The organism is Bradyrhizobium sp. SZCCHNGR1005 (genome assembly GCF_032489995.1).
Lineage (GTDB): Bacteria > Pseudomonadota > Alphaproteobacteria > Rhizobiales > Xanthobacteraceae > Bradyrhizobium.
In genome coordinates this window covers 15,700-29,905 of record NZ_JAUEZC010000001.1, presented here as the reverse complement: position 1 = coordinate 29,905, position 14,206 = coordinate 15,700, and the positions used below count along the sequence as shown (strand labels likewise).

General features: G+C 63.7%; 14 protein-coding genes. 8 read left to right on the top strand and 6 right to left on the bottom strand.

Annotation, left to right across the window (positions count from 1 at the left end; all coding sequences use genetic code 11):
- Positions 1–27 precede the first annotated feature (27 nt).
- The 4 genes from QXZ85_RS00135 to QXZ85_RS00120 all read right to left on the bottom strand — a co-directional run bounded on the left by QXZ85_RS00135 (position 28) and on the right by QXZ85_RS00120 (position 3,843).
- Positions 28–1,140: an SMP-30/gluconolactonase/LRE family protein gene (locus QXZ85_RS00135; RefSeq protein ID WP_315706233.1), complete on the bottom strand. Its 1,113-nt coding sequence runs from the start codon at positions 1,138–1,140 to the stop codon at positions 28–30.
- Positions 1,141–1,271: 131 nt separating this feature from the next.
- A complete protein-coding gene (locus QXZ85_RS00130) occupies positions 1,272–2,186 on the bottom strand; it encodes an SDR family oxidoreductase (protein WP_315769503.1) in 915 nt (304 codons plus the stop codon).
- Between the two features lie 99 nt (positions 2,187–2,285).
- The gene (locus tag QXZ85_RS00125; RefSeq protein ID WP_315769501.1) at positions 2,286–3,425 is read right to left on the bottom strand and encodes a thiolase C-terminal domain-containing protein; all 1,140 of its coding nucleotides are present in this window, start codon (positions 3,423–3,425) and stop codon (positions 2,286–2,288) included.
- 4 nt (positions 3,426–3,429) lie between these two features.
- Complete coding sequence (locus tag QXZ85_RS00120; protein ID WP_315769499.1) at positions 3,430–3,843, bottom strand: Zn-ribbon domain-containing OB-fold protein; 414 nt, start codon at positions 3,841–3,843, stop codon at positions 3,430–3,432.
- Between the two features lie 225 nt (positions 3,844–4,068).
- Between QXZ85_RS00120 and QXZ85_RS00115 the strand changes: the two genes are divergently transcribed.
- From QXZ85_RS00115 to alkB, 8 genes are all read left to right on the top strand, one after another.
- On the top strand, positions 4,069–5,316 hold the full coding sequence (locus QXZ85_RS00115) for an ABC transporter substrate-binding protein (RefSeq protein ID WP_316173704.1): 1,248 nt from the start codon (positions 4,069–4,071) through the stop codon (positions 5,314–5,316).
- 43 nt (positions 5,317–5,359) lie between these two features.
- Positions 5,360–6,286, top strand: coding sequence for a branched-chain amino acid ABC transporter permease (locus QXZ85_RS00110; RefSeq protein WP_315706228.1), 927 nt, complete (start codon positions 5,360–5,362; stop codon positions 6,284–6,286).
- Positions 6,279–7,199 carry a branched-chain amino acid ABC transporter permease gene (locus QXZ85_RS00105; protein ID WP_316173706.1) on the top strand — a complete coding sequence of 307 codons (921 nt, stop codon included), beginning with the start codon at positions 6,279–6,281 and terminating at the stop codon, positions 7,197–7,199. The genes QXZ85_RS00110 and QXZ85_RS00105 overlap by 8 nt, the downstream gene beginning before the upstream one ends.
- Complete coding sequence (locus QXZ85_RS00100; RefSeq protein ID WP_315706226.1) at positions 7,189–7,920, top strand: ABC transporter ATP-binding protein; 732 nt, start codon at positions 7,189–7,191, stop codon at positions 7,918–7,920. The genes QXZ85_RS00105 and QXZ85_RS00100 overlap by 11 nt, the downstream gene beginning before the upstream one ends.
- Complete coding sequence (locus tag QXZ85_RS00095) at positions 7,910–8,620, top strand: ABC transporter ATP-binding protein (RefSeq protein WP_315706225.1); 711 nt, start codon at positions 7,910–7,912, stop codon at positions 8,618–8,620. Before QXZ85_RS00100 ends, QXZ85_RS00095 begins: the two co-directional genes overlap by 11 nt.
- Before the next feature lie 125 nt (positions 8,621–8,745).
- On the top strand, positions 8,746–10,098 hold the full coding sequence (locus tag QXZ85_RS00090; protein WP_316173708.1) for an amidase: 1,353 nt from the start codon (positions 8,746–8,748) through the stop codon (positions 10,096–10,098).
- A 166-nt stretch (positions 10,099–10,264) separates the two neighbouring features.
- Positions 10,265–11,005: a 2OG-Fe(II) oxygenase gene (locus QXZ85_RS00085; protein ID WP_316173710.1), complete on the top strand. Its 741-nt coding sequence runs from the start codon at positions 10,265–10,267 to the stop codon at positions 11,003–11,005.
- A gap of 6 nt (positions 11,006–11,011) precedes the next feature.
- Entirely contained in the window at positions 11,012–11,665 is a 654-nt protein-coding gene (gene alkB / locus QXZ85_RS00080) for a DNA oxidative demethylase AlkB (protein ID WP_316173712.1), read from the top strand.
- A gap of 6 nt (positions 11,666–11,671) precedes the next feature.
- Here the strand turns inward: alkB and QXZ85_RS00075 are convergent, their stop codons facing one another.
- The gene (locus tag QXZ85_RS00075) at positions 11,672–13,297 is read right to left on the bottom strand and encodes a thiamine pyrophosphate-dependent enzyme (protein ID WP_315769488.1); all 1,626 of its coding nucleotides are present in this window, start codon (positions 13,295–13,297) and stop codon (positions 11,672–11,674) included.
- A 23-nt stretch (positions 13,298–13,320) separates the two neighbouring features.
- Positions 13,321–14,196 carry a fumarylacetoacetate hydrolase family protein gene (locus QXZ85_RS00070; protein ID WP_315706220.1) on the bottom strand — a complete coding sequence of 292 codons (876 nt, stop codon included), beginning with the start codon at positions 14,194–14,196 and terminating at the stop codon, positions 13,321–13,323.
- Positions 14,197–14,206 lie beyond the last annotated feature (10 nt).

Here is a 14,206-nt window from a genome sequence, read left to right as displayed (position 1 = left end):
CTATTCGCTCTTCTCGTTCGCTATTCGCTAACAGAAATGCGCGCCCATCGTCTCCACATAGACCGCGTAGAGTGACTGGCTCGCAGCCATGAACAGGCGATTGCGCTTCTTGCCGCCGAAGCAGAGATTGGCGCAGGTTTCCGGCAGGCGGATCTGGCCGATCCGTACGCCGTCCGTCGGCGCAAACACCTGTACGCCGTCATAACCCTCGCCGACCCAGCCGGAACCGACCCAGATGTTGCCGTCGATGTCGACGCGTACGCCGTCGCCAAGCCCTGACTTGCCGTCGAGCGTCATGTCGATGAACTGCTTCGGATTGGAGAGTTTATCGCCATCAATGTCGTACGACCACACAACGTTCTTCGCTTGCGGATAATGCGTGCTGCCGGTATCGCAGACATAGAGCTTCTTGTAGTCATTGCTGAAGGCAATGCCGTTGGGCTTGAAGGGATCGTCGGCGACCTTGCTGATCTGGCCGGATTGCGCGTCTATGCGATAGACCGCTTCCTTCTGGTAAGGTTGCACGGAACCCATGTTCACGCGCTGACCTTCGTAGATGCTGAGCGCGCCATAACCCGGATCGGTGAACCAGATCGACTTGTCGTTCGGGTGCACGACCATGTCGTTCGGCCCGTTGAGTGGCTTGCCGTTGGCCTGCTCGGCCAAGGTCGTGACGGAGCCGTTATGCTCGTAGCGGACCAGGCGGGTGCGCTCGGCGGTAATCTGCCGGAACTCGGTATCGAAGGTGCTCCCATTGGCTTCGTTCGACGGCTTGTGGAACTGTTCGGAGATGTGGCCGTCGTCATCGAGATAGCGCAGTTGTCGATTGGCCGGGATGTCGCTCCAGACCAGATATTGCCCCTGCGCATTCCACGCCGGCCCTTCAGCCCATAGGCAGCCGGTATAGAGCCGGTGAATCGCGGTGTTGCCGACCTTCGCCTTGAAGCGCTTTTCGTCGATCACAACGATGTCAGGATCAGGATAGCGCTGCGGCTGCGTGCCTCTCCCGTAGTCGCGCGCGGTGGCGGGCGAGACCGCCGCGGCCGCGGCGGCAAAAGCCGCTGCGCCCTTCAGCAGGGCACGGCGGTCGAAGTGATCTGCTTCGCCCGCCGCGTCGGAGTCGTGTCGTGGATTTGTCATATGTGTCCTCCCACGTTCTTGTTGGGAGGAGATCATACGCCATAATTCGGCACAAAGCGGGCAGTGTGAGAATAAAACAACTTATGATAGTTTGCGCTGCAAGGAGCCGTCGACGGCGCATCGGGCGCCAATCAGATCGGATCCCAGCTGAAGATGTCGGCGGAGCGGTCGAGCTTGTAGAAGGACGGCTTAAGGGCCGGCATCGCGTGTTCCGCGACGGTCTGCGGTGTCCACCCTTCGCCGCGGTGGACAGAGCGGATCGGGCGCGACTGGCTCATCAGGAAGATCTCGTTCATGCGCACCGCAAAAACCTGTCCGGTGACATCCTTCGCTTCCTCGCTCAGCAGATAGGCGACGACGGGTGCGATCTTCTCCGGTCCCATCCGCTTCATCCGCTCCACGCGCTCCTGTTCGGCGTCTGTTTCGGTCGGAATGGTGCCGATCATCCGGCTCCAGGCGAAAGGTGAGACGCAGTTCGACCGCACATTGAAGCGGTGCATGTCGAGCGCGATCGATTTGGACAGTCCCACGATGCCGAGCTTGGCGGCAGCGTAATTGGCCTGTCCGTAATTGCCGACCAGGCCGGAGGTGGACGTGAAGTGCACGAAGGAACCGCTTTCCTGCTCCCGGAAGAGCCGCGCAGCGGCATGGGCCACGTAGAAGGAGCCCAATAGATGTACCTTGATGACGGCCTCGAAGGCTTCGACGCTCATCTTGTGGAAGATCATGTCGCGCAGGATGCCGGCATTGTTGACCACGCCGTCGAGCCGGCCGAAGTGATCGGTCGCGGTCTTGATGATCCGGCTCGCCGGAATGGCTTCGGCGACCGACTCGAAATTGGCGACCGCCGTACCGCCGCGCTTACGGATCTCCTCGACCACTTCCTCGGCCGGCGCGGCGCTGGTGCCGGAACCGTCGGAGGCGACTCCAGGATCATTGACGACCACCTTGGCGCCCTCGGCGGCGCAAAGCAGGGCGATCGCACGACCAATGCCGCGGCCAGCGCCGGTGACGATGATGACTTTGTCTTGAAGTAGTTTGGTCAATGCTGCCTCCTGCTGTCGTTCCGGGGCAAGCGAAGCGTGAACCCGGAATCTCGAGATTCCGGGTTCGGTCCTGCGGACCGCCCCGGAATGACGAGCGTGCTACTTCTCATTCGCAAAGATGATCGTTCCCGACGCGGCGAACATGCCGCCGACACCGTGGCAAACCGAGATCTTCGCGTTCGGGACTTGGGCCGGGGCAATGCCGCGCATCTGTCGCACGCTCTCCTGCAACGCGTACATGCCGTACATTCCGGAATGCATGTAGGAGAGGCCACCTCCGTTGGTATTGAGCGGCAGCTTGCCGCCGGGGCGCGTATGGCCCGCCGCGATGAATGGCCCGGTTTCCTCATGCGGCATGAAGCCGAGATCGCCAAGCCCGAACAAGGGCAGATGCGCGAAGGCGTCATAGATCATCAGGTGATCGACGTCGCGATGCGTGATCCCGGCCTCCTTGAAGGCGAGGGGACCTGCGACCTTGAACGCGCGCGAGGAGGTGAAGGTCTCCATCTGGCTCACCATCGGCGTCTCCACGCTCTCGCCGGTGCCGAGAATATACACCGGCTTCTGCGGGAAGTCCTTGGCGCGGTCAGCGGAGGTCAGGATCAGCGCGCCGCCGCCGTCGGTAACGAGACAGCACTGCAAGAGCCGAAACGGATAGGCGATCATCCGCGAATTGAGCACGTCCTCGACGGTGATCGGCTCCTTCATCATGGCGCGCGGATTTTTCGCCGCCCATTCCCGCTGCACGACCGCAACCATCGCCAGCTGCTCATGGGTAATGCCGTAGGTCTTCATGTAGCGCAGTACGGGAATCGGAAACATGCTGGGCGGCCCGAATATGCCGAACGGCGCCTCGAATTGCCCCTGTAGGCTGTCGGCCGGAATCGACCGCGGCGGCTTGCCGATCATCGACCTGCCGCTCTCGGCATGCGTGATCAGCACGGTCTTGCACAGACCGGCTTCGATCGCGGCTGCGGCATGACGGACATGCAGCATGAACGAGCAGCCGCCGACCGAAGTGCCGTCGACCCAGGTCGGGGTGATGCCGAGATAATGGCAGATCTGCTGCGGCGTTTCGACGGCGGTGGCGAAACCGTCGATGTCGGACAGCTTCAGGCCGGCATCGGCCAGCGCGTTCAGCGCCGCGTCCGCATGCAACTGGATCTGCGACATGTCGGGGATCACGCCGAGCTTGGTGGTCTCTGCCGCGCCCGCCACGGCAACCTGGTTTCTGCGCATGCGCTTACCCCTTGGCCGGTCGGAACAAGGGCAGGGTGATCTGCTCGTCGAGCTTTTCGAAGGTCACCTCGAGCGGCATGTCGAGTTCAAGTGCCTCCGGCGTTTGCGGGCAGCCGGTGATGTTGCTCATCATGCGCGGGCCTTCATCCAGTGCGACGACAGCGATCGCATAAGGCGGCGTGAAGCCGGGTGCGGTCGGGCGATGATTGATGACATAGCTGTAAAGCGTGCCCCTCCCGGAGGCCTTGAACACGCTGACCTCGCGGCTGGCACAAGACGGACAGAACGGCCGCGGCGGGAAGTAGACATGGGCGCAGGCGTCGCAGCGCTGCAGCCGCAATTCGCCAAGCCTCGTGCCGTCCCAAAAGTGCTGCGTCTCGGGTGTCGGTTTCAGGCGCGCACGCGCAGCTTCGGCCATCTGTCTCGTCCTCCCGAAAGGCGGGCTCGGCCACCCGCTTGTTTGCAAAGGTGATGCGCCATTTGACTATTGGGCGTCAACGGTCCATCACTGCATGCATGCCGGCCGACGGCATGCGCATAAGCGGACGACACGGCGCGCCTGTCACCTGACAAGCGCACGCTCAATTGCCGCCATGCGAAAAAAGACCAAAAGGTCATACAAAAAAGATCAAGGGAGGAACGGATGTTCAAGCTGATCGGTGCGGGCTTGGCCGCGTGCATCGCGTTCGCGGGTTCGGCTTTCGCTGCGGATGCTCCGGCCGAAATCAAGATCGGCACGCTCTATGCTTCATCCGGCCGTTATGCCTCGATCTCGATGCCCGTCCATAGCGCACTGAAGCTCTGGGCCGACCAGAAGAATGCCGAGGGCGGCGTCTACGTGAAGGCCTTCGACAAGAAGATCCCGGTCAAGCTGGTCGCCTATGACGATCAGAGCAACACGGCCACGGCGTCGACGCTCTATAATCAGCTCGTTACCCAGGACAAGGTCGACCTTCTGGTCGCCGATTCCGGCTCGGTCCTGACGGCACCGGCGGTGACGATCGCCCGCGACCACAAGATGTTCCTGTTCGATCAGACCGGCACCGGCGCGAGCTTCTTCTCCAAGGACAATCCCTATATCGCGCTGATCGCAGACCCCGTCTCGACCGTCTGGCCGAAGCCGGTCGCCGATTTCATCACCCATGACGGGCCCGGGCTCGGCATCAAGAAGATCGCGATCCTCTACGCCACCAACGAGTTTACGGGAACGCAGGCCAACGCATTCCGCAAGTTCGTCAAGGACTCCGGTGCGCCGATCGAGATCGTCTATGATCAGGGCGTGCCGACCGAGACCACCAACTACACGGTGATCATCAACAACATCAACAACGCCAATCCGGATGCCGTGATCCATTTTGGCTACGCCCCCAACGACATCGCATTCCTGCGCAATGTCCAGGACCTGGGCGTCAATTTCAAGATGCTGTTTGCGATCTATGCCGGGCTGGAAACGGAGCTGTTGGAGAAAAACATCGGTGCCAAGGGACTTGAGCACATCTGGACCTATGTGCCGCCTTCCGAGATCGACTATCCTGTCAATTTCGGAATGACGATGAAGGAGTACAAGGCGGCCTGGAACAAAAAATATCCCGACGGCAAGATCGAGTTCGGCTTCAACGCGGTCGCCGGCTACACCACCGGCCTTGTGATCGAGAAGACGCTTTCGGTTGCCACCTCGCTCGATCAGATGGAGTTGCGGCGGGCGGTGTTCTCGCTCTCCAATCAATTGAAGACGCTCGACGGCACCTTTGCGCTCGACGAGATGGGCGGCCAGATCGGCGAGTTGACGCCGCTGGGCCAGCTTGCGCTGGACGAGCATGGGCACATCAAGTTCGTGTCCATCTATCCGCACGAGACCGCCACCGGCAAGCCGGTCTACCCGGCGCCGTAACACCGCAAGAGCGGAGAAAGGACGCCGGGGGGCTGGGCTGGAGATGCTGAGTTACGCGCTGATCGCCGGCGTTCTGTTCGGCCTTTATTTCAGCCTGGTTGGTATAGGCCTCAATCTGGTGTTCGGCGTCATGCGCATCGTCAATCTCGCGCATGGCGATACCATCATGCTGGGCGCCTTCATCGCGCTCGGCGTGGTGACGCTCGCCGGCATCGACCCACTGTTCGCGGTGCCGCTCGCCTTCGTCGTATTCCTGCTCGCAGGCGTGCTGCTCTATTGGGTGCTGGTGCCGCGGCTGCAGGGCTCGGCCAATCCGGAGATGCTGTCGATCATCCTGTTCTTTGGCCTGTCGCAGGTCATCGAAGCCATCACCACGATCTTCGCCGGCACCAGCGAGCGTTCGATCCAGAGCCGGCTGCTCGGCACCGTCTTCACCACCATCAAGGTCAAATGGTTCGGCGGCACGCCGGGCCGCGGCGGGCCGATCCAGATTTTCGGCCAGGGGTTTCCGGCGCCATGGGTGATTGCGGCCGTCACCAGTCTGGTCGCGATCGGCCTCGTCTATCTCTATCTCTATCGGACCCGGCTCGGGACGTTGACCCGCGCGGTGATGTCCCGGCGTGACGAGGCCTTTGCAACCGGTATCGATGTCGACCGTGTTTCGGCCGTTGCGTTCGGCATCGGGCTGGGACTTGCGGCTATTGCCGGCGTGTTCGCGCCGTTCATGTTCGGCTCGATCACGCCGGCGTTCGGAGCGGATGCGACCGTGACATCGTTTGCGATCGTCGTGCTCGGCTCACTCGGAAATCCGCTCGGTACCGCCCTCGGCGGTGTCGTGTACGGCGTCTGCTACATGCTGGTGCAGACATATTTGAGCTCTTGGGCCGACCTTCTGCCCTATGTGCTCCTGATCCTCATTCTTCTCTTGCGCCCGAGTGGACTGCTCGGAAGGCGGGTGCGCGTTGCATAGCGGCCTCAAGCACACGTTGACCATTCTGGTGCCGCTCTTGATCGTGTTCGCGATCGCGCCCGGGGTCTATCAGAACCATTTGTTGCTGTTCAACTTCGTGATCTTCCTGATCCTCGCTCAGGGCGTGAACATCATCTATGGCTTCTCCGGTTATCTGCCGTTCGGCTATGTCGGCTTCTTCGGGGCGGGCGCCTATGGCTTTGCCATCATGGTGATGCATTTCCAGGCGCCTGCGGTTGCGGCTGTGCTCGCCGCAGGTCTGGTCGGCGTGGCGCTTGGGCTTGTGCTGACGCCGCTATTGCGGCTGACCGGGGCTTATTTCGCGATCGCCAATCTTGCAGCCTCCTTGGCGGTGCTGCATCTCGTAGCCAATCCGGCGCTGGAGAGCATCACCAAGGGGCCTTACGGCGTCTCGTTGAGCGGCACGTTCGATCCGGCCTTCGCCTATGATGCCGCGCTGGCCGTGCTCGCACTGACCGTCGGCGTCGTCATCTATTTGCGCAATTCGAGTTTCGGCCTCGCGCTGCAGGCGGTGCGCGAGGACTCCGTCAGCGCCGCGATGGCCGGGGTCGATGTCGTGAAGATGCGGGTGATCGCCTGGCTTGCCTCGGCGCTGGTGGCGGGTCTCGCCGGCGGCGTTTACGCTTGGTATGTCTCGGTATTCTATCCCGACAACGTGTTCTCCGGCGAGTTCTCGATCTTCGCCATCGTGTTCGCGCTGTTCGGCGGGGTCGCCACCATCCTTGGCCCCATCGTCGGCGTTCTCATTCTCTATGGCATCTACAATCTGATCGGCTTCACCACGCCGCAATATTTCCAGCTCGTCTACGGGCTCTTGATCATGGGACTCGTGCTGTTCCTGCCGGCCGGCCTGATGTCGCTGGCAACGCGGAGGGGATGGCATGTCCCCTGAGGCCAAGCCGATCCTCGAGGTCAGCAAGCTTGTGAAGCGCTTCGGTGGCTTCACGGCGCTCGACGGCCTGAGCTTTCATGTCGTGGCCGGCGAGATCCTCGGGCTCGTCGGTCCCAATGGTTCCGGCAAGACGACCGCAATCAACGTGATCTCCGGCCTCTACGCGCCCGATGGCGGCGAGCTCACTTTCGACGGTGGCGCGATTGGCGGCGTCGCTTCGCACAAGCTGGTCCATCGCGGCATCAACCGCACCTTCCAGGTGCCGAAACCGTTCATGTCGCTCTCGGTGCGCGAGAATGTCGAGGTGGCGCTCGCTTATGGCCGCGCGGACGGCACGCCGCCGTCGCTGGATGCGCTGCTCGAGGAATACCGGCTCGCCGATGTCGCCAACCGACCGGCGGCCGATCTCAACAGCGCTCAGCAGAAGATGCTGGATCTGACCCGGGCGCTCGCCACCGCGCCGCGCCTGCTGCTGCTCGACGAGCTCGCAGCTGGCCTCAACCCGGCCGAGCTCGATTGGATCGCAGGCCGGATCAAGGCGCTCGCCGCCAACGGCATGGCCATCATCGTGGTCGAGCATCTGATGGGCTTCATCGAGCACATCACCGACCGCGTCATCGTGATGAATGCCGGCAAGGAGATCTTCGAAGGCAAGCTGGCCACGGCGGTGAAGCAGCCGCAGGTGATCGAGGTGTTCCTGGGAGGCGAGCATGCCGCCTGATACGCCATTGCTCCAGGCTTCCGGGATCGACGCCGGCTATGGCACCATGCAGGTGCTGTGGGGCGTCGACCTCGACGTGCGCGCCGGCGAGACGGTGCTGCTGCTGGGCGCCAATGGTGCCGGCAAGACCACCTTCTTGAAATCGCTGGTCGGTCTGATCGAGGCGCGTCATGGCAGCATCCGGCTCGGCGGCGACGACATCACGCGCATGCGTTCCAGCGACCGGATGCGCCGCGGCATGACCTATATGTCGGAGCTTGCCGTCTTCCCGGATCTCTCGATCGAGGAGAACATCCGCATCGGGGCGCAGGCGCTGGGACACCGCGCTGCGGATGTGGAGCAGCTCTATGCGCAATTCCCGGTCTTGCGCGACAAGCGAAAGGATCCGGCGTCCAGCCTGTCGGGTGGCCAGCGCAAGATGCTCGGCATGGCCAAGGCACTCGCCGCCGAACCGAAGCTGCTGGTGCTGGATGAGCCGTCCGCCGGCCTGTCGCCGCTATTCGTCAAGGAGGTGATCCGGATCCTGAAAGAGCTGCAGAGCCGCGGCATCGCGCTCCTGGTGGCGGAGCAGAACATCGGCTTTCTCGAGGTCGCGACGCGGGTGTTTGTTCTGGAGGGCGGACATATCCGCTTTTCCGGCACGGTGGCGGAGATGACCGACAACGAGGCGCTCCGGCGGGCCTATTTCGGGCTGAAGTGATCCGCCCCGGTCAGGCGAGGGTTCCGCGGGGCTAGGTCCCATCTACCGGCATTGTCGCGGGCAAACCGGTCCGCTATGAGCAGCCGAACGTTGCGGCGCAGCCGCGGATTGGGACGATGGGAATCATGACCGCAGCAAATCCGACCCTTGTTTCGTTGGCCGACGACCTCGAAGCTGGCCGCACCACATCCCGCAAGCTGGTCGAGGAGTGCCTGGCCCGGATCGCCGATCCGGCGGGGGAGGGGGCGCGTGCCTTCGTCCATGTCGACAAGGACGCGGCCCTTGCCGCTGCCGACGCCATGGACGGCCTGCGCAAAGCCAATGCGGTGCCGTCGCGCTTTGCCGGCATTCCTGTCTCGGTCAAAGACCTGTTCGATATCAAGGGGCAGGTGACCCGCGCCGGCTCGCGCGCGCTGGTGGATTCCGCACCGGCAGACGCCGATGCGCCCGTTGTCGCGCGGCTGCGCCGCGCCGGCTTTGTGGTGATCGGCCGCACCAACATGACCGAGTTTGCTTATTCCGGCATCGGCATCAATCCGCATTATGGCACGCCGAAGAGCGCCTGGAAGCGCGAGATCGGCTTTGTTCCGGGCGGCTCGTCCTCGGGTGCGGCGGTCTCGGTCGTTGACCGCATGGCTTACGGCGCGCTCGGCACCGACACTGGTGGCTCCTGCCGCATTCCGGCGGCCTTCAACGGCATTGTCGGCTACAAGCCGACGCAGCGTCGCGTGCCCCTGGAAGGCGGCGTACCGCTCTCGACCTCGCTCGACAGCTTCGGGCCGCTTGCCAACACGGTCGAATGCTGCGCGATCCTCGATGCGGTGCTTGCGGATGAGCCGATCAGGCCGTTGCCGCGGCGACCGGTGAAGGGACTGCGGCTGGCGGTTCCCACCACGGTCGTGCTCGATCAGCTTGATGCGGAGGTCGCGCAGACCTTCGAGCGTGCGCTGCAAGCGCTCTCCAGGCAGGGCGCGCTGGTTGAGCGCATCGAATTTCCCGAGTTCCTCGACGTCGGCATCATCGGCATGAAGGGAGGCTTCGCGGCCGCCGAGAGCTACGCCTGGCATCGTTTCCTCATCACCAGCAAGGGGGATGTGTACGATCCGCGTGTCTCGGTCCGCATCATGCGCGGCGAAGCCATCACCGTGCCGGAATATATCGAGATGCAGGCCGGCCGGCGCTCGCTGGTGGCGCGTGCCGCTGCGCGCATCGCCCCCTATGACGCATTGGTGCTGCCGACCACCGCCAATGCACCGCCGAAGATCGCCGACCTCGAAAGCGACGAGGCGTTTGGCCGCGAGAACATCCGCGCCTTGCGGAACTGCACTATGATCAACATGATGGACGGTTGCGCGATCTCGCTGCCGGCGCATCGCGCCGGCGAGGTGCCGGTCGGCTTGATGCTGGCACAGTCCGGAGGCAACGATCGCAAGCTGTTCGAGGTGGCCGCGGCGATCGAGGGCGTGATCCGGGGCTGACCTGCGCTGGTTCTGTGATCGCGAGCGAAGCAACCCTGCTTAGGATGAAGGGACTGGACCGGTCGCCTTTGGCGTCTCCCGGTGAGGGAGGGGGGCGCGGACCTGCAGGCTCAATTTTGCCGGAAATCGGGTGGCGCCGCGTTCTTGCCGGTGCCATCTTGTCGGTATGAGAGCCGCAACGAAGACAGTTAGTCCGACTCCAGATGCTTTCTCCCGCATCGACACGCTCGACTGGGCGCAGGTCGAACGTGATCTCGACGCACAAGGCTGCGCGGTCCTGGCGAGCCTGCTCTCGCCGGACGAATGTCAGGCACTGGCTGCGCTCTATCCCGATGACTCCCGTTTCCGTAGCCGTATCGTCATGGCGCGGCATGGCTTCGGCCGCGGCGAATACAAGTATTTCTGCTATCCCTTGCCGGAGCCGATCACGAGTTTGCGCCCACGGCTCTATGCGCGCCTGGTGGGGATCGCCAACCGCTGGAACCGGACGATGGGGATCGAGATCGAGTACCCTCGGGATCACGAGGCATTCCTCGCTCGCTGCCATGCGGCAGGGCAGACGCGGCCGACCCCATTGCTGCTGCAATATGTGGAAGGCGACTACAACTGCCTGCATCAGGATATCTATGGCGAGCACGTGTTCCCGATCCAGGTCGCGATCCTGCTCTCCGAGCCCGGACGCGATTTCGAGGGCGGCGAGTTCGTGCTGACCGAGCAGCGCCCGCGCATGCAGTCGCGTGCCGAGGTGGTGCCGCTCAGGCGGGGCGATGCGGTCGCCTTCGCCGTGCATGTCCGCCCCGTGCAGGGCACGCGCGGCAGCTACCGCGTCAACATGCGCCATGGCGTCAGTCGGCTCAGGTCTGGGCGGCGTCACACACTCGGCGTGATCTTCCATGATGCGAAGTGATCCGCATTGACCGCCGATCTGTTTGAAAACCTCGATGCCTCGGCGCCGATCCGCGAGCAACTCGCGGTCGGCGCGGTGCTGCTGCGTGGTTTCGCCCGTCCGCGCCAGCATGAGTTGGTTGCGGCAATCCAGACCATCACTGCGCAGGCGCCGTTCAGGCGCATGTTCACGCCTGGCGGCCACCAGATGTCGGTCGCGATGACCAATTGCGGAGAGGTCGGCTGGATCACCGATCGCAGCGGCTACCGTTATGACGCGATCGATCCTGACAGCGGCCGGCCCTGGCCATCGATGCCGCCGCTGCTTCGTGACCTCGCTGAGCAAGCCGCAGCCGAGGCCGGCTTTGCCGGTTTCGCGCCCGACGCCTGCCTCATCAATTGCTATGAGCCGGGCGCGAAGATGTCGCTGCACCAGGATCGTGACGAGCGCAACATGAGCGCGCCGATCGTGTCGGTCTCGCTGGGCCTGCCGGCCACGTTCCTGTTCGGCGGGCTGAAGCGCAGCGACAAGTCGCAGCGCTATCGGCTGGCGCATGGCGATGTCGTGGTGTGGGGCGGACCGGCGCGGCTGGCCTTCCATGGTGTTGCGCCGCTCGCCGATGGCGAGCACGGGTTGCTCGGCCGCAGGCGGATCAACCTGACCTTCCGCCGCGCGCGTTGATCCCGGTCACGGCTTCGCCGGGTGAATGAACGCCCACGGCGAGACTTCGCTGTCTTTGGGAACCTCGATATCGATAAGATACGGTCCGCCATGCTCCAAGGCCTTCTCCAATGCCGGGCGGAACTGATCGGGCGCAGTGACCCGGCTCGCGGCGACGCCGAAGGACTCGGCGAGCTTGACGAAGTCGGGATTGACGAGGTCGGAGGCGACGACGCGGCCATCGAAGCGTTCGCGCTGGTCGCGTCGGACATTGCCATAGGCATTGTTGTTGAACACCAGCGTCACTACGCCGATGTTGTATTGCACGGCGGTCGCGAGTTCTTGTACGGCGAACATGAAGCCGCCATCGCCGGTGATGGCGACGACCGGCTTGTCGGGGCAGGCGACCTTGGCGCCGAGTGCAGTCGGAAAGCCCGCGCCGAGCGTGCCCTGATAGCCTGAGGTGATGAAGGTGCGGGGCTCATAGACCGGGAAGCCGTACCACGAGGCGAAACCGACCTGCGACAGCTCGTCGGTGACGATGGCATCGTGCGGCAGCACCTCGCGCAACACATTCAGGTAGGCCATCTGCGGCTGTACCTTCTGGATCTCCTGCTGGGTCATAACGGTGGCCTCGCGAATTGTTGCGCGTCGGCCGGCGGTCTTCTTATGACCCGCCTTACTGACGGCGCTGACGAGCGCAGCCGTCCCGGCCTTGGCATCGCTGACGATGCCGACGTCGACGGTGACTCGCCGCATTTCGGCCGGATCGATATCGATGCGGATGGACTTCAGCCCGTCGGGCCGGAACGGCCAGCGGAAGGTGGTCGGCAGCTCCATGCGACTGCCGATGCCGATCATCAGGTCGGTCTGCGGCCAGAGTCTATAGGCCGCCGCCATCGTCAGGCCGAGCTCATGCGCGTTGGAGACGATGCCACGGCCGGAGCGGAAGGCGACCACCGGCGCGTCGATCATCTCGGCCAGTTCGAGGATCTCCTCGCGCGCATCGATCGCGCCGGCGCCAACGAAGATCATCGGCGCCTTCGCGCTGGCAATCAGGGCTGCTGCCTTTGTGATGCGATCCGGATCGGGCATCGGTGCCGGGAACGGCGCAAATGGCCTGGCTGCTGCCGTCTCGGCCCGCTGCGTGAATACGTCCCACGGCATTTCCAGCGCGGCCGGTCCGCGCCGGCCGGAGAGCATCTCCTGAAAAGCGCGTGCCACCAGCGTCGGCGCGGCATCCGGATATTCGATCCGCTCGGCCCATTTCACGAAGGTGCGCAAGGTCGCGAGCTGATCCGGCATCTCGTGAAGGTGGCCGCGGCCCTTGCCGAGATAATCGGTCGGCACCTGGCCGGTCAGGCACAGCACCGGCTCGTTGCAGCCGAACGCGGTGAGCAGCGCAGCGCCGGCGTTGAGCACACCGGGGCCAGGCACCACGCTGAACACGCCGGGGCGGCCGCTCGCACGCGCATAGCCGAACGCCATATAGCCGCAGGCCTGCTCGTGACGGGCGCCGATCACCTTCAACTGGGCCTGGTGAAAGGCATCGAAGAGGCCATAGACCTGCGCGCCCGGCAGGCCGAATACGGTGTCGACGCCGTGGACGAGGAGGCCGCTGACGATCGCTTCGCCGCCGGTCATTGTGGTCATGGGCAGTTCCAATTCGAAGGGGGTTACAGAGGTTCGTCGATGACGCCGTTGCGCAGGATGCCCATGCCTTCGGCTTCGATCTCGACGATGTCGCCGGGCTTCAGATAACGCGGCGGATCGAAGCGCGCGCCGGCTCCGGTCGGCGTGCCCGTCACGATGACGTCCCCCGGCACCAGCGTGGTGAAGGTCGAGATGTAGTTGATGAGATAACGGAAGCCGAAGATCAGCCGCGAGGTGCGGTCATCCTGGCGCAGTTCGCCATTCACGCGGGTGGTGAGCCTGATGTCCGCGATCTGCGCCTCATCCGTATAGGGCACGATCCATGGCCCGAGGCTGCCGGTCGAATCGAAATTCTTGCCTTGGGTGACGTTGAATTTGGCATGTCGGACCCAGTCGCGGATCGTGCCTTCGTTGCACAGCGTCAGCGCGGCGACGTGGTCGAGCGCATCCTTCTCGGCGATATGGCGGCCGGCCTTGCCGATGACGATGACGAGCTCGCCTTCATAATCGAGCTGCAGCGAGGCGTGTGGGCGCACCAGGGGCGTGTTGTGGCCGACGAACGAGCGCGGCGTGCGCATGAACATCGATGGATATTTCGGGGCGTCCTGGCCGTCCTTGTACTCCGCATTGCGATCGGGATAGTTGACGCCGATGCAGATGATCTTTTCGGGCGACGGGATCGGCGGCAGAAAGGTGATCGCCTCGAGCGGGTGATCCGGCGCGCGGCCAGCCGCGGCCTCAGCCAGCTGCTGCAGGGTGCCGGCGGCGATCACCTCGCGCAGGCTCGGATAGTCCTTGGCAAAGCGCGAGGAGAGGTCGACGATGCCGCCGTCCGTAACGGCCCCGTAATGAACGGTCCCATCGATGGCGTAGGTTGTGAAGCGGGCAGGGGCGGGCATGGGTTTCTCC

What these genes read in the sequence shown, in the direction of transcription:
- QXZ85_RS00120 (WP_315769499.1), bottom strand. Translation starts at nt 3,843, where the DNA reads ATGGCCGAAGCTGCGCGTGCGCGCCTGAAACCGACACCCGAGACGCAG.
- QXZ85_RS00090 (WP_316173708.1), top strand. Translation starts at nt 8,746, where the DNA reads ATGACCGCAGCAAATCCGACCCTTGTTTCGTTGGCCGACGACCTCGAA.
- QXZ85_RS00070 (WP_315706220.1), bottom strand. Translation starts at nt 14,196, where the DNA reads ATGCCCGCCCCTGCCCGCTTCACAACCTACGCCATCGATGGGACCGTT.
- QXZ85_RS00100 (WP_315706226.1), top strand. Translation starts at nt 7,189, where the DNA reads ATGTCCCCTGAGGCCAAGCCGATCCTCGAGGTCAGCAAGCTTGTGAAG.
- QXZ85_RS00085 (WP_316173710.1), top strand. Translation starts at nt 10,265, where the DNA reads ATGAGAGCCGCAACGAAGACAGTTAGTCCGACTCCAGATGCTTTCTCC.
- QXZ85_RS00095 (WP_315706225.1), top strand. Translation starts at nt 7,910, where the DNA reads ATGCCGCCTGATACGCCATTGCTCCAGGCTTCCGGGATCGACGCCGGC.
- QXZ85_RS00135 (WP_315706233.1), bottom strand. Translation starts at nt 1,140, where the DNA reads ATGACAAATCCACGACACGACTCCGACGCGGCGGGCGAAGCAGATCAC.
- QXZ85_RS00125 (WP_315769501.1), bottom strand. Translation starts at nt 3,425, where the DNA reads ATGCGCAGAAACCAGGTTGCCGTGGCGGGCGCGGCAGAGACCACCAAG.
- QXZ85_RS00110 (WP_315706228.1), top strand. Translation starts at nt 5,360, where the DNA reads ATGCTGAGTTACGCGCTGATCGCCGGCGTTCTGTTCGGCCTTTATTTC.
- QXZ85_RS00075 (WP_315769488.1), bottom strand. Translation starts at nt 13,297, where the DNA reads ATGACCACAATGACCGGCGGCGAAGCGATCGTCAGCGGCCTCCTCGTC.
- QXZ85_RS00115 (WP_316173704.1), top strand. Translation starts at nt 4,069, where the DNA reads ATGTTCAAGCTGATCGGTGCGGGCTTGGCCGCGTGCATCGCGTTCGCG.